This window comes from Variovorax sp. EBFNA2 (genome assembly GCF_033802765.1).
Lineage (GTDB): Bacteria > Pseudomonadota > Gammaproteobacteria > Burkholderiales > Burkholderiaceae_C > Variovorax > Variovorax paradoxus_H.
Genome location: NZ_CP138497.1, coordinates 266661 through 288970, shown reverse-complemented (window position 1 = coordinate 288970; position 22310 = coordinate 266661). Strand labels below are relative to the sequence as shown.

Here is a 22310-nt window from a genome sequence, read left to right as displayed (position 1 = left end):
CATCGTTGGTTCAACGTGACCTCGAAAGGAAGGCCCACTCTCACGAGGCGATGCGCAGCGCTGATCGACTCGGCGCGGTCGAGCACTGAAGCCACCGATCCGTCGGCTCCGTTCGGCTGCTTTTTGCGGGCGAAGGGGCGCTGCGAGTTTCTTCTCGGCGTGCGCGACGACCGCGCCGTTCCACCGTTCACTTTCACTTCGTCATAAGGATCCGCACATGGCGCCCTCTCCTCATTCATCTTCAGAACTGCGGCAGCATTGGCGCTACGTCCTGGGTTGCTTCCTCGGCTTGGCCAGCGGCGTCTCATCGCTGTACTTCTACAGTTCAGGTCTGTTTCTGAAGCCGCTCGCCGCCGAGTTCGGGTGGACCCGAGGCACCGCGTCCCTGGGCTCGCTGATCAGCAGCGTGCTGCTCGGATGCGCGGCGCCGTTCATCGGGCAGGTGATCGACCGGTACGGCGCGCGACGCGTCACCCTGCTCTCCCTGGTGGGCCTGTCGACCTCGTTCCTGCTTCTGGGCGTTTGGACACAGGGGTTGGCCAGTTTTCTGGCGCTGGTCACGGTCCTGACACTGCTCGGTGGCGCGACCTCGCCCTTGTCCTTCACGAAGATCCTCGTGGGCAAGTTCTCTCGCCAACGCGGACTGGCGCTGGGCATCGCCATCACCGGAACGGGCGTCGGGGCCATCCTGATTCCGCTGATCGTCACGCCGGCCATCACCCATTTCGGATGGCGCGCCACCTACCTGGGCCTTGCGGCGGTTGTCCTTGTACTCTTGCCATCGATTGCCTACTTCCTGCGGGGCGCGGATGCGGCCCCTGCAGACAAGGGCCGCCGTGCCTCAGCCGGAAATAATCTGAAGGCGCTGGCCGATCCGCGCTTCTTCCGCATTGCCGCGGTCTTCCTGTTGTGCTCGGTCGGCATCTTCGGCACGATCGTGCACGTCGTTCCGATGCTCACCGACCTGGGGCTTTCCCCGAGCCGCGCCGCCGGTCTCGCCAGCATCCTTGGCGTGGCGGTCATCGTCGGACGGATCGTCACCGGCTTTCTGCTGGACGTGTTCGATGCCGCGCGCTTGTCGGCGACGCTCTTCATGCTGTCTGCCACCGGCATGCTGCTGCTGGCCACAGGCCAACCGGCGCTGGTGCTTCCGGGGTTGCTCATGACAGGCTTCGCGGTCGGCGCGGAGTTCGACCTCGCAGCCTATCTGGTGAGCCGAAAATTCCCGCTGAACCTCTACAGCACCCTCTTCGGAGGTGTCTATGCCACGGTGGCCATCGGCGCCGGCATCGGGCCATTTCTCGCGGGACGGCTCTTTGACATTTCCGGCAGCTATGTCTCGTGGCTCTGTCTGGCCGCGGGACTGCTGCTTGCGGCCGCAATGCTTTGCCTCACGGACCGTCCGGCCGCCGGGCACGCGAGCGGCACGGCCGCAGCGGCGGGTCCGGGCGAGCACTGAGTTCGCTGCGCCTTCACTTTGGTCACGATGCACAGTCTCCGTGCGCTCCTGGGCCCGCTGCGCGTGTTCGATGCAGTGTGCCGCGCCAAGGGGATCACGCGCGCCGCTCAGGTTCTGCATGTGACGCCCGGCGCAGTCAGCCAGCAAGTCAAGCAGCTGGAGGTCGGGCTCGGAGCTCAGCTGTTCCAGAAATCCGGCCGCGAGATCGAACTCACCGCGGTGGGCAAACGACTGGCCCACCGCGTCTCGGACGCTTTCGACCGGCTGAACGATGCGCTCAATGACGTGGTCGATGTCCAGCTGGACAAGCGGCTGCGCCTGAAGGTGACGCCGAGCCTGGCCATCCGATGGTTGGTGCCTCGCCTGCGCGGCTTCTACGCGCAACACCCCGACATTGACCTGGAGATTTCGACCATCGCAATGGCCGACGACATCCGGCTCGAGGGCGCTGACTGCGCGATCCGGCATGGCATGGGAGAGTGGGCCGATGTCGAACTGGATCACCTCTTCGACGACGAATTTCTTCCCGTCTGCGCACCCCACCTGGCCAGGCATCTGAAGACACCTCAAGACCTGCTGCAAGCCAACCTGCTGCACTCGATGATGCGCCCGGAAGCCTGGTCGCTGTGGTTCAGTTCGGCCGAACTTGTGGATTCCCCGCGGCTGCATGGAATCACCTTGGCGAATGCTGCGCTGTGCTACCAGGCAGCGGCCGACGGGCTGGGGATCGCCATCGCCCAGCGCGCCTACGTGGACGATGACCTGCGCAGCGGGCGGCTCGTCATCGCTGTGGATCACGTGGCCAGAACGGAGTCCGGGTACTACCTGGTCTGCGATCCGCTGAAAGCGGCAGAGGCTCCCGTGAAGCTCTTCAGAGATTGGATCCGTTCTGTCCGGTAGCAGGGGGTATCGAAGAAGGCGTCAAAGACTGATCGCCGCGATCCCCGCCAGCACGATCACCGCGCCGGCCATGCGGCGCGCGAGATGACCCTCGCCAAACAGTCGGCATGCAACGAGTGAGCCGATGACGATGGACGACTCGCGCAGGGGCGCGACGAGCGCCACCGGCGCCTTCAGCATGGCGGTGAGAACGAGGATGTAGGCGAGCGGGGAGAACACAGCCACGATGAGAATCGGCACGGCGTCGACACGGATGGCCGCTCGGATGCGATGGCGCCGGCGCAGCAAACCGGGGGTCAGGATCAGGCTTTGCAGCAGCAGCGTAGCCGCGTAGTAGCTCACAGGCGCCAGGTGCAGCGCAACGACCGCGTAGCCGTCCCAGACGGTGTAGGCGGCGATGGTGGCCCCCGTCGCGGCGCCCCAGAGCAAGCCCTGCAGCGGCCGGCGGCTTGCGCTCCTGAACGGGTTGCCGGTGACGACGAGAATGCCCGCCACGACCAGCGAAGCGCCGAACATCGCCACAACGGCGAGCTGTTCGTCCAGGAGCAGGATCGCGAACAGCATCGCCAGCACCGGCCCGGTGCCGCGGGCGACCGGATAAACCACCCCCAGCTCGGCGCGTTCGTAGCCGGCCTGCAACGTCAGAGAGTAGGCGGTGTGCAACACGGCCGAGACAGCGGCGCCCGCCGCGAGTTGCCAGCCGAGCACTGGCGGCCCATCCGCCATGAAGACGAGACTGATCGGGACACACAGCAGCGCCGAAGCGTAGGTGTAGGCGCAGACGAACAGGAAGGCATCACCGCGCTTGTACTTCGAGGCCAGGTTCCACACCGCATGGGCGAGCGCCGCGGCGAGGACCATCGCGACGGTGCCGGGCAGCATCAGGCGATATCGGGCAGGTCGATGCCCGCCCGTTCGGCGCGGCGGCTGCGCTGCGGGTCGCGCAGCGCGACAGCCGCGACCAGCGCGTCGATCACCACGAGCTGCGCCAGCCGACTCCCGGCCGCGGCCATCTGGGCCGTCAGTGGTGCCCCGCCGACGACAAGCGCGATGTTCGCGAGGCTCGCCAGCGGCGTGCCGTACTGGTTGGTGACGGCGATGAGCGAGGCGCCGGCAGAAGCTGCCGCATCGGCGATGGCGAGGGTCGTCGAGGTGCGTCCCGTCGAACTGATGGCGATGACGACGTCACCGGGGCCCAGGAGCCGTGTCGCGATCATTGCCGACAGATGGTCCGCGATGCCGATGCTCGTCACGCCGACCGCGCGCAGTCGGAAGACCGCATCGGCGGCGACCGTCGCGGAGGGGCCGGCTCCGAATGCCATCACCTGGCGCGCCTGCTCGATGGTGCTGACCGCCCGCTCGAGCGCCGACAGCTCCAGGGCGCCGCCGAGCGCCATCAGTGCGTCAGTGCCTGCGCGGATCGAGGCCTCGAGCACCGCAGCGGTCGTCGCATCCGCGGTGAGCACGTCAGATGGTGCGAAGAACCCGGTGGTACCGCGGGCACGCGCGATCTCGATCTTGAGTTCGGTGAAACCGCTGAACCCGATCGCACGCGCTGCGCGGATCACGCTCGGTGGGGAAACGCCGGCGCGGGCAGCCACCTGCGCGGTCGTGCTCGCGCCCACAAACAGGGGATCGACGAGCAGGAGTTCGACGACCTTTGCCTCGCTGGCAGCCAGATCGCCGGTTCGGGCCTGGATGCTTCCGATCCATTGCAACAAGCGCTCGTTGCCTGAAACTGCATTACCATATTTCTTCATGATAGGTAATAGATTACATTGCACCGGTGACGCGCGCAAGCACGGCGTGTACGGAACGCTGAAGGGGCGCTCGAAGGAGTCTGTGTTCATGAATACACCAAGGGCCGCATCCATCGCGGTCGTGGGTCCGGGCGCCATCGGCACCGCGATCGCGGCGGCACTGCACGAAGCCGGTCGTACACCGTTGTTGTGCGGCCGCACACCCCGGGCGCGCCTGACGCTTCACGATGGCGATCGCCTCATCACCGTGGACGGCCCGGTGCGGGTGGATCCCGCAAAAATCGGCGGGACGGTTGACCTCGTGTTTCTGGCGGTCAAGGCGACACAGATCGAGGCGACGGCAGACTGGCTCGCCGTGTTGAGTGGCCCGAAGACCGTCGTGTGCGTTCTGCAGAACGGCGTCGAGCAACTGGAGCGGGTCGCTTTGCATGCCCGGGCCGCGCAGGTCGTTCCCGCGGTCGTGTGGTTCCCTGTGCAGGCCCAAGCCGACGGCTCGGTGCGCCTGCGCGCAGACATGCGCCTGAGCCTGCCAGACACGTCACCCGCCCGCGTGGTGGCCGAGGCGCTGCAAGGCACACAGTGCCGCGTCGAACTCGCGGCGAACTTCCACGCGCTGGCCTGGCGCAAACTGCTGCAGAACGCGGTGGCCGGACTCATGGTGCTCACGCACCGCCGCAGCGGCATGTTCGGCCGGTCCGATATCGCCGCACTCGCCCTTGCCTATCTGCGGGAATGCCTGGCCGTGGCACGCGCCGAAGGCGCAGAACTCGACGACGGGGTGCCCCAGGAAATTCTCGACAGGTTCCAGGCCTCTCCCGCAGACATGGGCACGTCCATCCTCACGGATCGCGAAGCCGGTCGGCCGCTCGAATGGGATATCCGCAACGGTGTCGTCGCGCGTCGCGGCCGGGCTCTGGGCGTCGCGACGCCGATCAGCGATATCCTGGTGCCGCTGCTCGCGGCCGCGAGCGATGGCCCTGGCTGATCCCGCGGCCGCTGCGCGCACCGTCGCGCCTCTTCCTCTGCAGCGCCTGCAATCCTGCGTCGAGTTGCTGTCCAGCCAGTGTGCGAACACCGGCCTTCGCGGCCCACACCCTAGTCCGCCTTGAATCCCGAAGCCTTGACCACCGGCTCCCAGAAGGCGCGCATTTCGCCGAACCGGGCTCGAGCCTCGGCCGGCGAGCTTCCCGCCTCCACGAAGCCGAGCGTGCGGATCTTGCGCGCGAACTGCTCGGTTGCCACCGCTTTTCGGATCGCGGTGCTCCATTCGGAGACGACGACCGCAGGCGTTCCAGGTGGCAGGCAGATGGCCAATACGCCCACGGCGGTGAGCTCCTTTCGACCGAGTTCGCCGAACGTCGGAACGTCGGGCAGAAGCGGCGAGCGCTGCGCAGAGGTGACTGCCAGCACTCGAAGCTTGCCGGCGTTGTGATGCTGCGCGAAGTCTCCGACCGTCGAACTTCCCGCGGCGACATTGCCACCGACGAGGTTCACGATCATCGGGGCTGCGCCCTGAAACGGCACGTCCTGCAGCGGTGTGCCGATGACCTTGGCGATCTGCAATCCCAGGAAATGGGTCGGGCCTCCCGATGCGGCATGGCCGAAGTTGGCATGCTCAGGATGCGCGCGCACCCATGGGGCATATTCGGCAAAGGTCTTGACGGGCGAGGATGCGGGTACAGCCAGTGCCATCGGAAACTCGACCACCGTCGACGCCGGCAAGATGTCCCGCTGCGCAGCGTAGTTGAGCTTGTTGAAGACGAACGGATAGATCGACTGCAGGAAGTCAGGGCACAGCATGGCCACGCTCCCGTCGCTCGGCGCGGCACGCAGCGCATCGACCGCGATCTTTCCGCCGGCGCCGGGTTTGTTCTCCACCACGACCGTGCGATGGAGCGGCTCATGCAGCTGATCCGCAAGCGCGCGTGTGACCACATCGAGTGTCCCGCCAGGCGAGAAGCCCACAAGAATCCTTGCGGGCGGGCGGCTGGCCGACTGCGCCGTGGCCGACGACGTGCCGAAGGGCACGGCAACGATGAGTGCGAGGCTGCAGAGCCAGGCGGTACTCGGTTTGTTCAAGAGTTGCTCCAAGGAAATTCAGCGAGGTCACATCGCTTGCTGTGGCGTCGGCACGAGGCCACTCGGGGGTTCGAGCGCGCGGCGACCCACGACGCTTGGCGCCTGTGTGCGAAGCACAGTCAGCGCCCGCGAAAGACCGGAGCGCGCTTGTCGGCGAACGCGCGGCGCCCCTCCAGTCGGTCCTCGCTGTCCCTGAGCACGCCAAAGGCCTGGCGCTCCAGTTCGAGTCCGCCCGCAAGCGGCAGCTCCCGTCCGGTCATGGCCAGACGCTTGGCTGCGGTCATCGCCAATGGCGCATTGGCGGCCATTGCGCGTGCCAGGTTGACCGCCGTTTCCTGCAGCACGGAAAGGGGAACGACCTTGCTGACCAATCCGATCCGCAACGCTTCGGTGGCATCGATGCGCTCGCCCGTCAGCAGCATCCACATCGCGTCCGACTGGCCCACCGCGCGAATCAGGCGTTGCGTGCCCCCGGCGCCTGGGATGCTGCCGACGCGCACCTCCGGCAAGCCGAACTGCGCGTTGTCGGAACAGATGCGGATGTCCGCAAGCAAGGCCAGTTCCAGTCCGCCGCCCAGGGCATAGCCATTGATCGCGGCGATGACAGGCTTGTCGGTCTGCAGCGTGCCGAAATTGGAATGCCGCGTACCGGGGCGAAAGACCTGTCGGGCTGCGCTGTCGGCGGGCGGCATCGTCTTCTTGAGGTCTGCACCTGTGCAGAACGCACGCTCGCCCGCGCCGGTCAGCACGAGGACGCGGATGCTCTCATCGCTGGAGACATCGTCCCAGATCGCGAGCAACTGCTCGTTGGATTCCGGGTCGATGGAATTCATGGCTTCGGGCCGGTTCAGGGTGACGATGGCGACGCCATCCTGGACTGTCTTGACGATGGGCATGGGTGTGTCTCAGTTCGAAGAAGAGTCGGCGGCGATGACCGCCTCGATGTTTGCTGGCGGCATGCCCAGTTCGACCAGCACCTCGCGCGTGTGCTGTCCGAGTGTGGGAGCGGCCCGTCGCGCCTGAGGCCGCTCGCCAACCGCACCGATGACGCTGCGTGGCATGGTCAACGCACCTGCGACCGGATGCTGCAAGGTCTCTGTGAGCGCCGCTTCGACGAAGGGCGCGGATTGCGCGACCTCGGCATAGTTGTTGATCGGCCCGCAGATGATGTCCACGGCCGCGAACCGCTCGAGCCAGACGGCACGGGGATGCGCAAGCATGCGTGCTTCGAGCAGGCGCAACAGCGCCTCGCGGTGCTGCAATCGACTCTTGTTATCAGCAAAACGCGGATCGGATGCGAGCTCAGGCGCACCGATGGCGGCACACAAGGCTTGCCATCGCGCGGGGTGATAGGCCGCCACCATGATCCATCCGTCGGCGCACCGCAAGGCCTCGTTCGGCGTCGAATACGGCGCGGCATTTCCCTGCGGGCCGGGCACATGGCCGTCTGCGAAATAGGACGCAAAACTCACATGCTGCAGCGCGATGGCGCTGGCGAACATGCTCGCTTCCACGTGCTGGCCCAACCCCGTGCGTTGGCGATCCGCGAGAGCAGCCAGGATCGAGATGGTCGCGAAGGACCCCGTGACAAGATCGACAACGGGCACCGGCACCTTGCACGGCTGTCCATCGGGCGCGCCGGTGACGCTCATGAGGCCGCTCACGGCCTGCAGCACGCCGTCCACCCCGGGCAGGTCCCTCGCGGCACCGTGCTGACCGTACGCGGAGACAGAGCAATAGATCAGCCGCGGATTGGCCGCAGCCACCGTGGCGTAATCAAGCCCCAGGCGTTCCATCACGCCCGGGCGGAAGCTCTCCACCAGCACGTCCGCCTGCGCGACCAGCTGCAGCGCCGCTTGCCGGTGGGTCGGCTGCTTCAGATCGAGCACGATGCTGCGCTTGTTGCGATTGAGCGCCAGGAAAGGAACGCCCTCGCCATGAACCCAGGGCGACAGCGCACGCGACAGATCGCCTGTGGGGGCTTCCACCTTTACGACGTCGGCCCCGAGGTCGGCCATGCACAGCGTGCACGTGGGGCCCGCCATGACCTGGGTGAAGTCGATCACCTTCAATCCGCTCAATGCATTTGCGAGCATGCGACCTTCGATCTCGTTGGATGTTCTTCTCGGATTCGCATCGGCTCACTACACCGACGGACTGCTGAGACTGCGTCCACCGCAAACGTAAAGCAGCTGCCCCGTGACGTAGCTCGAGCCCGGTTCCGCGAAGAATCGAACGGCACGACCGATGTCTTCCGGCTGGCCGATGCGCTCCATCGGCACGGTCTTGTGAAGACCCTGCCTGACCTCTTCGGTGAGCGTTTCAAACAGCGGCGTCTCGACGATGCCCGGGGCGATGGCATTCACGGTGATGCCCTTGCGCGCATATTCCAGCGCCAGCGAGCGGGTCAGGCTCACCACGGCGCCTTTGGAAGCGGAATAGGCCGCCTGGCCGCGATTGCCCAGCCAGGCCCGCGAACCGATGTTGATGATGCGCCCGAACCGGTTTTCCGCCATCTGGGCTAAGACCGCCTTGGAGCAAATGAATTGCGAATGGAGGTTGACCTCGATCACGCGGCTCCAGAACGCCAGGTCCATCTTGGAAACAAGCTTGTCTCCACCGATGCCGGCGTTGTTGACCAGGATGTCGATGCGGGCATGGGATGCCAGCAGTTGAGCCACCGTCGACTCCACCTGCGCCACGGAGCTCACGTCAACCTTGAAGGTCTTCACGTCGACCCCCTCGCTCGCAAGGCTGCGCTGGGCCGTTTGCAGGGCTTCGTCGTCGAAGTCCCACAGCGCGATGCGGCAGCCGGCCTGCGCAAGCTCGCGGGCGATGCCAAGGCCGATGCCCTTCGCCCCCCCGGTGACGACGGCAACGAGGCCTTGCAACGAGGCAGGCGCGGTTGGATTTGTCTGGTTCATGTCGACCCGATCAGAGCGAAAGAATGTGGATGGCGCAGGCAGCGTGATCCACGCCCCAGATACCGCCGCCAGTCACCTGCGTGAGGCCGATGCGCGCCCCCTGCACTTGCCGCGCTCCCGCGCGGCCTTGCAACTGCTCGCAGACCTCCACGATCTGTGCGACGCCGGTTGCGCCGGGCGGATGTCCCTTGGCGAGAAGGCCGCCACTCGGATTGACAGGCACCCGCCCGCCCAGCGCGGTCGCACCGCTGTGCAGCAACGCAGCCGCGTCGCCGCGATCGCAAAGCCCCAGCGCTTCGTAGTAGAGCAATTCGGAGATGGTGAAGGCGTCGTGCACTTCCAGCAGACTGAGATCCTGTGGTCCCACACCGGCCTGCTCATAAGCCAACTTGGCGGCACGCGCCGTGATCTCGGCCTCCGTCATGTCGACCGGCGTGGTTTCGAACAAGCCGGACTGCACCACGGACGCCAGGACCTGAACCGGCTTTGCAATGCCTTGAGAAGGTCTGGTGCTGAGCACGAGGGCCGCTGCACCGTCGACCACGGCGGGACAGCACTGCAGCAGCGTGAGCGGCTCGGCCACGGGGCGGGACGCAAGGATCTCCTCGCGGGTCGCCAGCTTTGCAAACTTGGCGATGGGATTGAGAACGCCGTGCTTTCGGTTCTTCACGGAGATGTCCGCAAGCGTCTCGAGCTTGAGCCCGCGCTCATGCATGTAGCGCCGCGCGCGCATGGCGTACAAAGCGGGCATGATCATGCCCCGCCTGTTGTTCCAGTCTTGCTGGCTCAGCTGCAGCGGCCCGCCGCCCAGACCGCTCAGATGGTCCATCCCGAACACCAGGACCGTGTCGTACTGCCCGACCTTGAGCGCCTGCAATGCGAGGTTCAGCGCTGTCGCGCCGCTGGAGCAGGCGTTGTCCACGTTGTAGACGGCGCCCCCGTGCGCATGCAGTTCACGCAGTGCCCTCTGCCCCGGCAGCATGGCCCCGAGCGCGTTGCCGCAGTAGAACGCCTGCACGTCCGAGAGTCGCGTGCCGGCATCTTCCACGGCGTCAAGAATGGCCGACTGGACCATGGCCTCTTCGGTGAGCTCCGGAAAGCGGCCGAAGTCGGTGATTCCCACGCCGGTGATCATTGGTTGCTTCATTTCATTGCTCCTGGAAGGCGTAGTCGGGTGTGCCGTCCGGCAATGCGAAAGGCACCACGCGCACGCGGCTTTCGATCGCAGGCGGGCTTCCATCGAACAGGAGCCGACCGAAGGCGCGAACGCCCGGCTCGAAGTCGACCATCGCCAATGCGTAGGCGGGCTTGTCCTTGCCGGGATGGACCACGGTGAAGCTGTAGAGGGACCCGGTCGGGCCGAGCTCTATTTCCTCGATCGGCTGGTCATGCTGAACGAACTCGATCGGCGGAAACTGGGCGGGCTGACCGCCTGCCTGCGTGGCCACAAGCACCATGCCGCCGGGGGTGTCACGGATGTGGGAATCCGTGCGCTTGATGATCTTCAAAGGTGTCTCCTGTTCCGGTGGCGATGGCCACGGCAACAGGAAGTTTGGTGACCCAGGGCCACCCCGTCATTGGATTTGTGCTGCGCATTCTTTAGCTTTCCTAAAGAGTCTCAATCGTGTAGTTCTTCTAAAGCCAGAGCAGCCGAACTGCAAGGACGCGCGCCATGCGCACGCGCATACTGAATGAATGAAAGAACAAATCAGCGTTCCGGTCACCTTGATGCGCGGCGGCACAAGCAAGGCTGTTTTTCTCGCACAGCGCGACGTGCCCTCGGATCCGCAGGCGCTGCAGCGATTCCTGCTGGCGCTGTTCGGCAGCCCCGATGTGCGCCAGATCGACGGGCTGGGAGGCGCCGACATCCTCACGAGCAAATGCGCAATCATCGGACCCCCGTCACGGCCTGACGCGGACATCGACTACACCTTTGTGCAGATCGGCATCGATCAGCCCAGTGTGAGCTTCGAGATCGTCTGCGGCAACATCTCATCGGCCACCGGCGTCTACGCGCTGCAGGAGCGCTTGATTCCCGTGCAGGAGCCCGCCACCACGGTGCGCGTGCACAACACCAACACCGGCAAGATTCTGCGCATGGTGGTGCAATGTGCGCACGGCGAGCCCCGCGTGGAAGGCGACACCGAAGTGGATGGGGTGCCCGCCAAGGGCGCCGAGGTCGCGTTGGACTACTCCGGCACCAGCGGGGCCACCACGGGCAGGTTGCTGCCCACCGGGCAGGCACGTGATTCGGTCTACGTCTCCAAACTCGGTCGCGAGATACCCGTGTCGATCGTCGATGTGGGCACGGCATGTGTGTTCATCCGCGCAGCGGATCTGGGCGTCACCGGCACGGAGCTTCCCGGTCAGCTCGACTCCGACATCTACGAAATGGCCGAGGAGGTCAGACGCTGGGCCGCCGATCGTTGCAACCTGCCAGCGTCAGGAACCCTCACGCCCTACCAGATCCTGATCGGCGAAGCGCAGGACTACCGAACCATCGGCGGCGATCGAATCGTCAAGTCATCGGAGATCGACTTCGTGGCGCGCATGGTTCTCAATGGCGGCGCGATGCACAAGGCCTTTCCGGGCGGTGGCTCGGTCTGCCTTTCCGTGGCAGCACAGATCGCAGGAACGATCCCGGCTGAGGCGCGAGGCAGTCATGCCGGTCCCACGCGCATCCGCATCGGTCATCCGAGCGGCGTGATCGGAATTTTTGCGAACGTGGCTCGCGCTACCGACGACGAGTGGTCGGTCCGAGAAGTGCACTTCACCCGAACCGCTCGGCGACTGTTGGATGGCACCGCCTACGTGAGACGAGCCCTTCTCGAAGTGGACTGATCCCGCCGGACTGCCGATGCGGCAGTGCTGCACACAGCGGCGCAGCGGGCCTGTGGTCACGCACCTTGGGGCCGCACCGGTGGGCCAGCCGGGGAGCATGGGCCGCCTGCGCTCTGCCAGAGCTCCCGTGTCGTTTTCATCAAGGCCAGTACGTCATTGGCGCCCAAAAATCAGACAGGAGATATTTCACATGCGCAACAACACCACGGCCGAGGCATCGCGATGCTGACGCGCGACCTTTTTTCTCTGCAAGGCCGCACCGCACTCGTCACGGGCGGCTCGCGGGGCATCGGCCGCATGATCGCCGAGGGATTTCTGGCGCAGGGCGCACGCGTCTACATCAGCGCGCGCAAGGCCGCGGCATGCGATCTGGCGGCTTCGGAACTGTCGACGCACGGACACTGCGTCTCGCTGCCCTACGACGTCTCCACCGTCGACGGCTGCCAGGCCCTGGCCGCTGCCTACGCCCAGCATGAGACCACCTTGGACATCCTGGTCAACAACGCGGGCGCGGCCTGGGGAGAAGACTTCGATGCTTTCCCCGAAAGCGGCTGGGACAAGGTGGTCGATCTCAACATGAAGACACCCTTCTTCCTGACGAAGGCGCTGTCCGAACCGCTGCGCGCCGCGGCCAAGGAGCGTGTGGGGAAGATCATCAACATCGCGTCCACGGATGGCATCGCGCTCAACCCTCAGGAGAACTACTCCTACGTCGCCAGCAAGGCGGGCTTGATCCACCTGACGCGGCGCATGGCACTGCGCCTGGCGCAAGACAACATCGCGGTCAGCGCCATCGCACCTGGCGCGTTTCCCTCCGAGATGAACCGCAACGCGCGCGACCGCGGCGACCAACTGTCCGAACACATACCCGCCAGACGCATCGGCACTTCAGAGGACATCGCAGGCGCGGCGATCTTCCTGGCGTCGCGTGCTGGTGACTACGTGATGGGCGCTACCCTGGTGGTGGACGGTGGTGTGACCCACGCCCGGGCCTACAGGTGAGTGTGTCGATGGGATGGCCGCTGGTGTGCGGCGACGCGCCGACATGAACTCGCGTGTCATCCATCGACCCGAAAGCGGTCGTTGATGTAGGTGGCGGGCGGCTTTCCAAAAGCCTTCTTGAACATCGTGTTGAAGGCAGAGGGCGACTCATAGCCCAGGTCATAGGCGACTTGCTGGACGGTCGCGCCACCGGACAGCTCGCGAAGCGCCACGATCATCTGCAGCTGGCGCCGCCAGCGGCCAAAACTCAGGCCCGTCAGCGAGGTGCACAGTCGATTCAACGTTCGATCGCTCATGCCCAGTTCGCTTGCCCAGTTCGTCTGGGTCCTGCGATCGGAGGGATCGCGCATCATCGCCGTTGAGATTTTTCTGAGCCTTGCGTCCTCGGGCATCGGCAGGAACATTTCCTCCGTGGGCATCGCGCACAGCTGGTCGAGCAGCACCTGCGCCAGTCGATCGGTCGACCCGCCGGCTTCGTACAAGGGCGGCAATCCTGCGAGGTACTGAATCATCTCGCTGAGCATCGGGCTGACGCGCAAAGTGCAGCAACGATCCGGCAATGGGGCCGCGCCAGGTTCGACGAAGAGGTAGAAGATCTGCGCGTTCGCCGTTCCTCGGTTGCTGTGCGGCGTGCCGCCGGGAATCCACACGCCCGCCTGGGGTGGGACCATCCACAGCGCGCCAGGCACCTCGCAGGAGACCGCACCGCGCAGTGCGATCACGAGCTGGCCGGACCGGTGCTCGTGCACAGGAATCTCTCGCTCGCGCGCCGCCACATCGACGCGCAGTGCCAACACGGGTACTGACGGTTCGTAGTCCAGGCCTGGCTCACCGAATTCTGCGCTTCGCATGTTGAGAAAGTGGGTGTTGCTCCCGCCACCGGGCTTGTTCGTGCATTGGATCGGGTGCTCCGTCCGAAGCGGTTTCGATCGGCCGAGGCACGCAGAGGGATCGCTCCTCCTGCTGCTGCACCGAAGGCATCGCCGCCGCGCTGCAGCGCCTGTCGCTCGGACGCGCTGGCGGGCAAGGCCCACTTCAGGCCTTACACCGAGTCACGACATCCGCGCTGACGCAGGCTCCGCATCGTTGCCGGGCACGCCTTCTTCACGATGACCGAAAAGAGAAGTCATTCGTCCAACTTTGCAATTCTCGGCGCGTGCGCCGATCAATAGCATCGTCGCATGAAAATGATTCGCAATAAGAACGAGATGGTTTCGGCCCGGCCACTGCTCATTCTTCTCATCGGGCTGGTGCTGACGGGCGCGGTTCGCCGGTCATGGGACACCGCCGGCGTTGCCCTTCCGGAACCGATGTCGCAATGCTTCGGCACGCTGCTGTGCCCAACGATTCCGACGCGGGAGTTGGCACAGCTGACGGGCACAGCTCACCCATGGCTTCACGCTTTTGCCAGCATCACTGTCGGCGGTTTGCGCTTGCGCTCGCGTTTCGCATGGATGCGCGCTCGTGCGATTTCTCGGGGCGCCGCGTGATCGCGCTGCCACGTTTCTCTCGGCAGGAGTTGCTCTTTTCTCTCAAGAGCTTCGTCGCCGCCATGTTTGCGCTGTACTTGTCGAGCCGCTTCGGACTGCCCCGGCCCTTCTGGGCCATGATGACCGCCTACATCGTGGCCCACCCTCTGGCCAGCCATGTGCGCTCCAAGGCTCTGTACCGATTCCTGGGCACCTTGCTGGGGTGCGCCGCGACCGTGGTGCTCGTTCCCTCGCTGTCCGGGTCCCCGGAGCTCCTGTCGCTGGCCTTGGCGTTGTGGGTGGGACTGTGCCTCTATGTGTCGCTGCTGGACCGCAGCGCGCGTTCTTACGTCTTCATGCTGGCCGGCTACTCAGCCGCTTTGATCGGATTCCCTCTGGTCGAAGCACCCGCGGCGATGTTCGACACGGCCGTCGCAAGGGTCACTGAAATCGGGCTGGGCATCCTGTGTGCCAGCGTGGTCCACAGCATCGCGCTTCCTGCCGGCCTGGGCCCATCCCTGCTCGGCGTGATGGATCGCGCACTTGGCGATGCGCGGCAATGGCTCACCGACCTGCTGCGCGAGCCGCCGACCGAAGCCAAGGACGCTCGAATGGCGGCGGACCGCCAGCGGCTGGCCCTGGACATCACACAACTGCGTCTGCTGTCCACGCATGTGCCCTTTGACACCGATCTGCGCTGGGCCAGGGGCGCCATCGACGCCCTGCAGGACCGTCTGGCCGCCCTCACCCCGGAGCTTTCGGCCGTGGAGGATTGCCTGCAAGCGCTGTGCGCCGCCACAGGCGGTGTGCCGGATGACATCGGCTCGACCTTCGCGCAGCATGCAGGTTGGCTGGCGCCGAGCGCGACGAACGCGGGCGTGGAGAAAGCGCGCACCGCCTTTCGAGCCATCGCGGACGGTCCGGCCGCTTCAGCCTGGATCCGCGCGTTGCGGATCGATCTGGCAACCCGCCTGGAGGACCTGGTCGCGCACTGGGAGGCCTGCACCACGTTGCGCAGCGATATCGACGCCGGCATCGCCGGGAACCCGGTGGCGTTGCGGCGCACCGCGGCTTTGGGTCGCAGGGTGCTCCACCTGGACAGAGGGCTTGCGCTGCGGTCGGCGATCACTGCGGTGTTGGGCACCTGCCTCTCGTGCGCGCTGTGGATTGCGACGGGCTGGCCCTTCGGATCCGCCATGGCCATGGGCGCTGCCGTGTTTTGCAGCTTCTTCGCCACCCTGGACGATCCCGTGCCTGCCATGCACAAGTTCATCACCGCGCTGTTGTGGTCGTTGCCTGTGTCGGCTTTTTATGTCCTGGGGATCATGCCGCTGGCACATGACTTCGGCATGCTGGTGCTGTGCATCGCGCCTGTGTTCTTGGTGGTCGGGTGCTACATGGCACGACCGGCCAGTTCCCTGTCGGCCCTTGGCATGTTCTTCGGCGTCGCCGGAACGCTCGCCCTTCAAGACACGGCCACCGCCGATTGGGTGAGCTTCATCGGTTCCAACCTGGCCTTGTTCGTGGGTGCGGTGATCGCGGCCCGCGTCACCGCGCTCATGCGCAGCGTGGGGCGCGACTGGACGGTCAGGCGCATACGCCGCGCGACATGGCACGACCTCGCCGATCTGGCCGATCTGGCCGCTCGTCCGCAGGACGCATCCGCCCGGGACGCCTTTGCCTCGCGCATGCTCGACCGAATCGCGCTGTTGGCGCCGCGCATCGCTCCCGCCGGTCCCGAAGCGGTCCGGATCGCAGCACACCGCGCGCTGCGCGAACTGCGCGTGGGGGCAGACATCGCCGCGCTGCAGCGGCATCGCGCGCGCCTTCCGGCAGACCCCGTCAGCCGCCTCTTCAGGGAATTGGCGCTCGTCTTTCGCGCCCAGGTGGCAGGAGCACCACCGCGTCATGCGCCGCTGCTGCCGCATATCGATCGGCTGTTGCTCGATGCCCTGGTCGCGGACACCGAGCGGCCTGCCGTCGCGGCACTCGTGGGTCTTCGACGCAACCTCTTTCCGACCGCGCCCGCCGCGCTCCAACCATGATCGAAGTCAACTTTGGGGGCATGCAGTTGCCCTGGCTTTTGCTGCTGGCAGCCGGCGCGCTGCCGTGTGCCTGGGCAATGCGCCGTCTGCTGGCCATCGCCGGTGCCTACCGATGGATCTGGCACCCCGCCCTGTTTGACCTTGCGCTGTACGCCCTGGTGCTCAGTGCCTTGGCTTGTCTCACCGGCGCAACCGCCACCTCGCCCTGATATCCGGACCGCTTCAACCCATGAAACCTGACGCCCTCCCCTTGCCCATCTCAACTTCCCGTCTTGCCCGTCCCGTCGTTCGTCTGTTGGTCACCGTGCTGATGGTGGCTGCAGCCGCCTGGGCGGGATGGCGCCTATGGGATCACTATGAACTCGCCCCGTGGACACGCAACGGACGCGTGCGAGCCAATGTCGTGCAAGTCGCGCCTGACGTGTCCGGCATGGTCGCGAATGTGGCGGTGCACGACAATCAGTTCGTTGCCGCTGGCGCCTTGCTGTTCTCGGTGGACAAGGCCCGCTTCGAGCTGGCGCGAGAGCAGGCCCAGGCCGCCGTCGAGACGCAGCGCATCGCGATCAGCAACCAGCGCATCACGCTCGCACAGGCGCAGCGCGAGAGCCAGCGCAACTCCAACCTGGGCGATCTGATCTCGCTGGAGGCTCGCGAGCAGTCGCGTCTGAAGATGGACCAGGCCAAAGGGGCACTTCAAGCTGCCGAAGCGGCGTTGCGGCAGGCGCTGGTCGCGTTGAATACCTCAACGTTGAACCTGGAGCGCGCCCAGGTGCGCGCACCCGCCGCGGGGCTCGTGACCAACCTCGACCTGCGCCAGGGCGCCTATGCGAGCGCCGGCCACCCCGTGATGGCGCTGGTTGACGCGGGCTCCATCTATGTCGAAGGCTATTTCGAGGAAAACAAGCTGGCTCGGATCCATCAGGGCGATCGCGTGCGGGTCACGCCCATGGGGGGCCCGGCACTTGCGGGCACCGTCGAGAGCATCGCCGCCGGGATCGCCGACCGTGACCGCAGCACCAGCGCCAACCTGCTTCCCAGCGTCAATCCCACCTTCAGCTGGGTGCGGCTCGCGCAGCGCGTGCCCGTGCGCGTGAAGCTCGACCAGACGTCGTCTGGCACCCGTCTGGTCGCAGGCCAGACGGTCACCGTTGAAATTCTCGAGATCGCTCCGACCACGGCTGTCACGCCCCGCACTTCGGAGAACCGGGGATGACTGCCGTGTCTCGACTCCTGGCTGCCGCCGCGGCCGCAAGCGCGCTGCTCGCCGGTTGTGCCCACGCGCCCGTGGGCCCAGACTACGTGAGCCCTGCCCCCCTGACTTTCGCGCAATCGGCCTCCGCGGGCACCTTCCGATCTGCCGGCGGTGATGCGGCGGACACGACGCTGCCGCCGCAATGGTGGAGGCTCTACGACGACCGGCAACTGGACGCGTTGGTCACACAGGCGCTGGAACACAACACCGACCTGCGGCAGGCCGTGGCCAACCTGGAGCGCGACCGGGCGCTCGCGGCAGAGGTGCGTGGACAAGACAAGCCGACGGTGGCAGCCAGCGGTGGCCCCGGCTTCGGGCACGTGTCGGGCTTGAGCCTCTTGCAGCGCGACCACGAACCTCCCAGCCGCGGCACATACAGCGCGGGGGTTTCCTTGTCGTATCAACTGGACCTGTTTGGTCAGCTGCGCCGCGCCATCGAAGCGGCCGAGGCCGGCATCGCCGCCACGCAGGCGGCGTTGGACCTTGTGCGTGTGAACGTGGCTGGCGGCGTGGCGCATGCCTACGCACAGGCATGTTCAAGTGGCTATCGCTTGCGCGCAGCACAGGCGTCGGTTCGTCTGCAGGAAGAGGCGATACGCGTCTCCGAGCGGCTGCAGCGAGCGGGCAAGGTGGGGGAAACCGACATTGCACGTGCGCAAGGCCAGTTGGAACAACTGCGCGCGGCATTGCCGCCGCTTCGCGCCCAGCGTCAGGGTGCGTTGTACCGGCTGGCCACCCTGACCGGCGCTGCACCTCGCGACTTCCCCGCAGCAGTGGCCACGTGCGAGCAGCCGCCGCGCTTGGCGGGATTGCTTCCGGTCGGAGACGGCACGGCCCTTTTGCGCCGGCGGCCCGACGTTCGCCAGGCCGAACGCAGCCTGGCCGTCGCCACGGCACGCATCGGCGTCGCAACAGCCGACCTCTACCCCAAGGTGTCACTGGGCCTGTCTGCCAGCTCGGCGGGCTTCCTGGCAAGATTTGGAAACCGGGAGACGCTCAGCTACAGCCTGGGTCCGTTGATCAACTGGACGCTACCCAACACCGGGGTTGCCCGCGCTCGCATCGCGCAGGCCGAGGCGGCCACCCGGGTCGCCGCCGCCCGCTTCGACGGGACGGTCCTCACGGCGCTGCGCGAGGTGGAAACGGCACTCGATATCTACGCCCGCGAACTCGAACGTCACGCGGCGCTCTCGGCCGCGCGAGATCAAAGTGCCATCGTCGGCCGGCAGGCGCACAAGCTCTATGTCAACGGCAAGACCGGTCAGCTTGAAGCATTGGATGCACAGCGCACCCTGGCAGCCAGCGAAGCCGCTCTGGCAACCTCCGCGGCCTTGTTGGCAGAGGATCAAGTCGCTGTATTCATGGCGCTGGGAGGTGGCTGGGAGGGCGATGAGCTCCTCGTGAATGCCGTGCACTAGCGCACACCTGAGCGTCTCTCGATATATGGGACAGGCGGAAATTCCTGTGGGTAAGGGCGAACATGGATGGGCTGAATCTTCTGAAGACCTTTCTGGAGGTTGCCAACGTCGGCAGCTTCTCGCGCGCAGCGGGCAAGCTGGGAATCTCCAAGGCCAGCGCAAGCAAGCATGTCGCGACACTTGAGGCGCGTTTCAACGTACGGCTCATGAACCGCTCCACGCGGTCGGTGACATTGACCGATGCGGGAAGGCTGCTCCAGCTTCGCAGCGCGCCGCTGATGGAAATGGTCGAGTCGACACACAGCGAGTTGCAGGCGCATGGCTCCCGCCCAAGCGGTCGTTTGCGCGTGGCGGGGCTTCACGGGCTTGTGCAAACCGACTTCCCAAGCTTGCTGAGCGAATTCCTCACGCTCTACCCCGATGTCCACATCGACCTGCAGATCGGCAATCGCGTCATCGATCTCGTGGAGGAAGGGGTGGACGTGGCTCTGAGGTTCGGTCGCATCGGCGACGAGAACCTGATCGTGCGTCGCCTCCAACGCGTGGAGCTCACCCTCTGCGCCACACCCAGTTATTGGGCCAGGCGCGGCATCCCTCAAATGCCCGACGACATGCGATGGCACGACGTGCTCACCTACTCACTGACAACGGGGGCCCCGCACATACCGTTCGAAGTCGATGGCGAGCCATACAACCTCCCCATCTACGGACGGATGGATGCAAACGACTCCAGTACGCTGATTGCCGCGGCACTGGCCGGCATTGGCGCGGTGTGTGTGCCAGCCTTGCTGGCTCAGTCGTACACAGAACGTGGCTGCCTCGTGCCAGTCCTCAAGGAATTCATGCCTCGTGACATCTGGCTCTACGCAGCGTACACGCAGCGCCGGCACAACAGCGCAGCCCTGCGGGCACTACTGACATTGCTTGAAGCCCGTATGGGAGGCGGCGCGCCCGACCATCCGGCCTGGATGTGAAGCTTCCAATAGGTTGTAGCCGGTGTTCATCCGGATTGAGTTTGAGAGACTGGTTCGAATTGCGCATCGGTGATGAACCACCGCGATCGGGATGCAGAATGCAGTTGCCCGAAGCTTTCAAAAGCATCAGACGGCAAACACGTTGGCCATCATCTGTACTTCACCACCAAGGAGGTCGAGCTTTGCGGCCAGATCCTTCCACGTGGCCACGACTGCAGAGATCTCGTCGACGATGACCTGTGCGACGGCTGCGTCGAGACGGTAGTGCCCCGCCGTGTCCATCAAGGTCTGCAGTACCGGCGCCGCAGACTTGCCATCCCATGTCAATGAATGCTCGCTTTCGCGGGATTGGGATTAAGGTCGAAAGCGGGGAAAGTCGCCAGCCTGTCGGCTGCAGGATGAATCCGTGGTTGCGCAGGTGGTCGTCCCTGTTCCCACCAACAGATTGAAGACGGCGCGTAAGAAAAGCTGGTGCATGTCATCGGTCAACCCCACACCGCCGCAAGATTCAAGGGCCTCGATGAGATGCAGGTAGCTCCCCCCTTCCTGGCCATCGCGTCGCTCGAGCAGCGTCATGGCCGATGCATACATCCGGCGTCCCTGCGCGGCGCCTGCTGCGCCAGCCTGGCGATCGAATTGACTCACGCAGTAGGTGTGGTACCGGTCGCTCAGGAGGACTCGCTTGGCCGGGGGCATTCCGATCCCGGCATCGCCAGCCAGGAGGTAGATCAGGTACTCCCAGCTTCCCCAGTCGTACTGGTCCTTGTGTCCCGGGAATTTGGCCGGACAAGGTTCGAAGACGGCCGCAGGCCGCCAGCGCGCCCGCGGCGCGCAGACCTTGACGGCGAGAACGGTGTGCCCTGCTCCAGGCCGCAGCAAGCCAGCCCATCCACAGACCTCCTCTGTGCTTTCCGGCGCCCTGCCCGCTCTGCGGACCGGCACGGAGCAACGCGAGGCGGGCCGCCACGCCTGAAAAAATCTGCCCCCTCACCGGCGAGGCGCTGGACGGTGACTGCGCAGGCTTGCGCTGCGCGCGAGATCAACCGCTTGCTGCATGCTGTCGGCCACGCGGGACCCGAGGCGCTTCGGCAGCAACCGCCCGGACTGCGCATCGGTGCTCAGGGACAGCGAGGTGAATCAGCCGCCGCTGCCTGAATAGTCCGGACTATGGCAAAGTTTGCCATCTCGCGTTAGAGTCTCCTCTATGACCACGATGAACATTTCCCTCCCGGACGAGATGAAGGCCTTTGTGGATGCGCAGGTCGCAGATCGCCGCTACGGCAACGCCAGCGAATACATGCGTGACCTCATCCGGCGGGACCTGGCGCGGGAGCAGTTTCGAGCGGCCATCTTTGCAGGCCTCGAATCGGGGCCTGCCGTCGAGTGGACGTCGGCACACTTCGATGAATTGCGGGCCGAGATCGCCCACGCCGAGGCAGCGGGCACGCGCACGCCGGAGGTTTCCGCTCAGCGCAAGGCCAGGGCGGCACCCGCAAAGGCCGTGAGGAAGAAAGCGACCTGAGCGTGAAGGGCGTCAAGCGATTCCTTGTCCGCCCTCGTGCCCGTACGCAGATCACCGCCGCGATCCAGTACTACGCGGTCACCATGCAGGCACCGACTGCCGCCAGGGGCTTTGTGGACGAACTGCAGAGGGCTTACGAGCTCATCAAGCGAAATCCCGACGCGGGCTCGCCGCGTCTCGAGGCCGAACTGGGAATGCCCGGCTTGCGCTCATGGAAACTGCCCAGGTACCCCTACATGATCGTCTATTTCCGCCACCCCGATGCCGTGGATGTGGTGGATGTGCCGCACACACGCACCAACTACGTCGCCGCGCTGATCGATCAGCTCGGTTCGCCCTGAACCGAACCATCCCGCCTCAGGCGAGCACCGCCGGCGCCCATGCCGGCCATCGGCAATCCGCGCATGAGCGTGCAAGGCGCAGCGCCCGGCAGGCGAAGAAAAAGGAACAAATAAACGCGGGCTCAGCACCGCGATCTGACGTTGGCCGTTCGCGCGGGCGACGGCGAACTTGCGCGCCAGGTCATGCAACTGCATCTGCGCATGTCATATCACCGCTTCATGCGCCATCGAAGCGAGTACAGGCAAGGCGGCAACACAGAGGGGTTTCCGACATGAGCGGCGAGCACCTGGATGCGTCGTAGCTTCGCCGACTTGCGCAGCTTT

At 65.5% G+C, this 22310-nt stretch carries 23 protein-coding genes; 12 read left to right on the top strand and 11 right to left on the bottom strand.

Features of this window, described 5'->3' with window-relative positions; translation table 11 throughout:
• Nucleotides 1-217 precede the first annotated feature (217 nt).
• Nucleotides 218-1459 (top strand): MFS transporter, encoded by a 1242-nt coding sequence (locus RZE79_RS31675; RefSeq protein ID WP_319362202.1) that lies wholly within the window; start codon nucleotides 218-220, stop codon nucleotides 1457-1459.
• 27 nt (nucleotides 1460-1486) lie between these two features.
• Nucleotides 1487-2359, top strand: a complete 873-nt coding sequence (locus tag RZE79_RS31670; RefSeq protein ID WP_319362201.1) for a LysR substrate-binding domain-containing protein — start codon at nucleotides 1487-1489, stop codon at nucleotides 2357-2359.
• 21 nt (nucleotides 2360-2380) lie between these two features.
• Here RZE79_RS31670 and RZE79_RS31665 read toward each other — a convergent pair whose 3' ends face one another.
• Both RZE79_RS31665 and RZE79_RS31660 read right to left on the bottom strand, forming a co-directional pair.
• A complete protein-coding gene (locus tag RZE79_RS31665) occupies nucleotides 2381-3241 on the bottom strand; it encodes an EamA family transporter (protein WP_319362200.1) in 861 nt (286 codons plus the stop codon).
• The gene (locus RZE79_RS31660; RefSeq protein ID WP_319362373.1) at nucleotides 3241-4119 is read right to left on the bottom strand and encodes a MurR/RpiR family transcriptional regulator; all 879 of its coding nucleotides are present in this window, start codon (nucleotides 4117-4119) and stop codon (nucleotides 3241-3243) included. The genes RZE79_RS31665 and RZE79_RS31660 overlap by 1 nt, the downstream gene beginning before the upstream one ends.
• Before the next feature lie 88 nt (nucleotides 4120-4207).
• Here RZE79_RS31660 and RZE79_RS31655 point away from each other — a divergent pair, with 88 nt between their 5' ends.
• A complete protein-coding gene (locus RZE79_RS31655; RefSeq protein WP_319362199.1) occupies nucleotides 4208-5104 on the top strand; it encodes an oxidoreductase in 897 nt (298 codons plus the stop codon).
• A 110-nt stretch (nucleotides 5105-5214) separates the two neighbouring features.
• On the opposite strand, the gene RZE79_RS31650 is transcribed toward RZE79_RS31655, so the two are convergent.
• The 6 genes from RZE79_RS31650 to RZE79_RS31625 form a co-directional block, all read right to left on the bottom strand.
• A complete protein-coding gene (locus RZE79_RS31650; protein ID WP_319362198.1) occupies nucleotides 5215-6198 on the bottom strand; it encodes a Bug family tripartite tricarboxylate transporter substrate binding protein in 984 nt (327 codons plus the stop codon).
• 119 nt (nucleotides 6199-6317) lie between these two features.
• Nucleotides 6318-7094 carry an enoyl-CoA hydratase/isomerase family protein gene (locus tag RZE79_RS31645; RefSeq protein ID WP_319362197.1) on the bottom strand — a complete coding sequence of 259 codons (777 nt, stop codon included), beginning with the start codon at nucleotides 7092-7094 and terminating at the stop codon, nucleotides 6318-6320.
• A 9-nt stretch (nucleotides 7095-7103) separates the two neighbouring features.
• Complete coding sequence (locus tag RZE79_RS31640; protein WP_319362196.1) at nucleotides 7104-8294, bottom strand: CoA transferase; 1191 nt, start codon at nucleotides 8292-8294, stop codon at nucleotides 7104-7106.
• Nucleotides 8295-8342: 48 nt separating this feature from the next.
• A complete protein-coding gene (locus RZE79_RS31635) occupies nucleotides 8343-9122 on the bottom strand; it encodes an SDR family NAD(P)-dependent oxidoreductase (protein WP_319362195.1) in 780 nt (259 codons plus the stop codon).
• A gap of 10 nt (nucleotides 9123-9132) precedes the next feature.
• The gene (locus tag RZE79_RS31630; RefSeq protein WP_319362194.1) at nucleotides 9133-10269 is read right to left on the bottom strand and encodes a thiolase family protein; all 1137 of its coding nucleotides are present in this window, start codon (nucleotides 10267-10269) and stop codon (nucleotides 9133-9135) included.
• A 1-nt stretch (nucleotide 10270) separates the two neighbouring features.
• The gene (locus tag RZE79_RS31625) at nucleotides 10271-10630 is read right to left on the bottom strand and encodes an OB-fold domain-containing protein (RefSeq protein ID WP_319362193.1); all 360 of its coding nucleotides are present in this window, start codon (nucleotides 10628-10630) and stop codon (nucleotides 10271-10273) included.
• 187 nt (nucleotides 10631-10817) lie between these two features.
• Here RZE79_RS31625 and RZE79_RS31620 point away from each other — a divergent pair, with 187 nt between their 5' ends.
• Nucleotides 10818-11963 (top strand): PrpF domain-containing protein, encoded by a 1146-nt coding sequence (locus RZE79_RS31620; RefSeq protein WP_319362192.1) that lies wholly within the window; start codon nucleotides 10818-10820, stop codon nucleotides 11961-11963.
• A gap of 222 nt (nucleotides 11964-12185) precedes the next feature.
• Nucleotides 12186-12965: an SDR family oxidoreductase gene (locus RZE79_RS31615; RefSeq protein WP_319362191.1), complete on the top strand. Its 780-nt coding sequence runs from the start codon at nucleotides 12186-12188 to the stop codon at nucleotides 12963-12965.
• 56 nt (nucleotides 12966-13021) lie between these two features.
• On the opposite strand, the gene RZE79_RS31610 is transcribed toward RZE79_RS31615, so the two are convergent.
• A complete protein-coding gene (locus tag RZE79_RS31610; protein ID WP_319362190.1) occupies nucleotides 13022-13816 on the bottom strand; it encodes a helix-turn-helix transcriptional regulator in 795 nt (264 codons plus the stop codon).
• 635 nt (nucleotides 13817-14451) lie between these two features.
• Between RZE79_RS31610 and RZE79_RS31605 the strand changes: the two genes are divergently transcribed.
• From RZE79_RS31605 to RZE79_RS31585, 5 genes are all read left to right on the top strand, one after another.
• Nucleotides 14452-16479 (top strand): FUSC family protein, encoded by a 2028-nt coding sequence (locus RZE79_RS31605; RefSeq protein ID WP_319362372.1) that lies wholly within the window; start codon nucleotides 14452-14454, stop codon nucleotides 16477-16479.
• Nucleotides 16476-16688, top strand: coding sequence for a DUF1656 domain-containing protein (locus RZE79_RS31600; protein ID WP_319362189.1), 213 nt, complete (start codon nucleotides 16476-16478; stop codon nucleotides 16686-16688). Before RZE79_RS31605 ends, RZE79_RS31600 begins: the two co-directional genes overlap by 4 nt.
• A 20-nt stretch (nucleotides 16689-16708) precedes the next feature.
• Complete coding sequence (locus RZE79_RS31595) at nucleotides 16709-17692, top strand: HlyD family secretion protein (RefSeq protein ID WP_319362188.1); 984 nt, start codon at nucleotides 16709-16711, stop codon at nucleotides 17690-17692.
• On the top strand, nucleotides 17689-19149 hold the full coding sequence (locus RZE79_RS31590) for a TolC family protein (RefSeq protein WP_319362187.1): 1461 nt from the start codon (nucleotides 17689-17691) through the stop codon (nucleotides 19147-19149). Before RZE79_RS31595 ends, RZE79_RS31590 begins: the two co-directional genes overlap by 4 nt.
• Nucleotides 19150-19211: 62 nt before the next feature.
• Nucleotides 19212-20123, top strand: coding sequence for a LysR family transcriptional regulator (locus RZE79_RS31585; protein ID WP_319362186.1), 912 nt, complete (start codon nucleotides 19212-19214; stop codon nucleotides 20121-20123).
• A 126-nt stretch (nucleotides 20124-20249) separates the two neighbouring features.
• Here the strand turns inward: RZE79_RS31585 and RZE79_RS31580 are convergent, their stop codons facing one another.
• Together RZE79_RS31580 and RZE79_RS31575 are read right to left on the bottom strand one after the other, a co-directional pair.
• Nucleotides 20250-20450 (bottom strand): hypothetical protein, encoded by a 201-nt coding sequence (locus tag RZE79_RS31580; protein WP_319362185.1) that lies wholly within the window; start codon nucleotides 20448-20450, stop codon nucleotides 20250-20252.
• Between the two features lie 27 nt (nucleotides 20451-20477).
• Nucleotides 20478-21002: a HipA domain-containing protein gene (locus tag RZE79_RS31575; protein ID WP_319362184.1), complete on the bottom strand. Its 525-nt coding sequence runs from the start codon at nucleotides 21000-21002 to the stop codon at nucleotides 20478-20480.
• Between the two features lie 325 nt (nucleotides 21003-21327).
• Here RZE79_RS31575 and RZE79_RS31570 point away from each other — a divergent pair, with 325 nt between their 5' ends.
• Both RZE79_RS31570 and RZE79_RS31565 read left to right on the top strand, forming a co-directional pair.
• Entirely contained in the window at nucleotides 21328-21645 is a 318-nt protein-coding gene (locus RZE79_RS31570; RefSeq protein WP_319362183.1) for a type II toxin-antitoxin system ParD family antitoxin, read from the top strand.
• Between the two features lie 2 nt (nucleotides 21646-21647).
• Entirely contained in the window at nucleotides 21648-21986 is a 339-nt protein-coding gene (locus RZE79_RS31565; protein ID WP_319362182.1) for a type II toxin-antitoxin system RelE/ParE family toxin, read from the top strand.
• The last annotated feature ends 324 nt before the right edge of the window (nucleotides 21987-22310 follow it).

Bases quoted from the DNA above. Each gene is read 5' to 3' on its own strand.
- RZE79_RS31675 (WP_319362202.1), top strand. From the start codon at position 218: ATGGCGCCCTCTCCTCATTCATCTTCAGAACTGCGGCAGCATTGGCGC.
- RZE79_RS31670 (WP_319362201.1), top strand. From the start codon at position 1,487: ATGCACAGTCTCCGTGCGCTCCTGGGCCCGCTGCGCGTGTTCGATGCA.
- RZE79_RS31665 (WP_319362200.1), bottom strand. From the start codon at position 3,241: ATGCTGCCCGGCACCGTCGCGATGGTCCTCGCCGCGGCGCTCGCCCAT.
- RZE79_RS31660 (WP_319362373.1), bottom strand. From the start codon at position 4,119: ATGAAGAAATATGGTAATGCAGTTTCAGGCAACGAGCGCTTGTTGCAA.
- RZE79_RS31655 (WP_319362199.1), top strand. From the start codon at position 4,208: ATGAATACACCAAGGGCCGCATCCATCGCGGTCGTGGGTCCGGGCGCC.
- RZE79_RS31645 (WP_319362197.1), bottom strand. From the start codon at position 7,094: ATGCCCATCGTCAAGACAGTCCAGGATGGCGTCGCCATCGTCACCCTG.
- RZE79_RS31640 (WP_319362196.1), bottom strand. From the start codon at position 8,294: ATGCTCGCAAATGCATTGAGCGGATTGAAGGTGATCGACTTCACCCAG.
- RZE79_RS31635 (WP_319362195.1), bottom strand. From the start codon at position 9,122: ATGAACCAGACAAATCCAACCGCGCCTGCCTCGTTGCAAGGCCTCGTT.
- RZE79_RS31630 (WP_319362194.1), bottom strand. From the start codon at position 10,269: ATGAAGCAACCAATGATCACCGGCGTGGGAATCACCGACTTCGGCCGC.
- RZE79_RS31620 (WP_319362192.1), top strand. From the start codon at position 10,818: ATGAAAGAACAAATCAGCGTTCCGGTCACCTTGATGCGCGGCGGCACA.
- RZE79_RS31615 (WP_319362191.1), top strand. From the start codon at position 12,186: ATGCTGACGCGCGACCTTTTTTCTCTGCAAGGCCGCACCGCACTCGTC.
- RZE79_RS31610 (WP_319362190.1), bottom strand. From the start codon at position 13,816: ATGCGAAGCGCAGAATTCGGTGAGCCAGGCCTGGACTACGAACCGTCA.
- RZE79_RS31600 (WP_319362189.1), top strand. From the start codon at position 16,476: ATGATCGAAGTCAACTTTGGGGGCATGCAGTTGCCCTGGCTTTTGCTG.
- RZE79_RS31595 (WP_319362188.1), top strand. From the start codon at position 16,709: ATGAAACCTGACGCCCTCCCCTTGCCCATCTCAACTTCCCGTCTTGCC.
- RZE79_RS31590 (WP_319362187.1), top strand. From the start codon at position 17,689: ATGACTGCCGTGTCTCGACTCCTGGCTGCCGCCGCGGCCGCAAGCGCG.
- RZE79_RS31585 (WP_319362186.1), top strand. From the start codon at position 19,212: ATGGATGGGCTGAATCTTCTGAAGACCTTTCTGGAGGTTGCCAACGTC.
- RZE79_RS31570 (WP_319362183.1), top strand. From the start codon at position 21,328: ATGACCACGATGAACATTTCCCTCCCGGACGAGATGAAGGCCTTTGTG.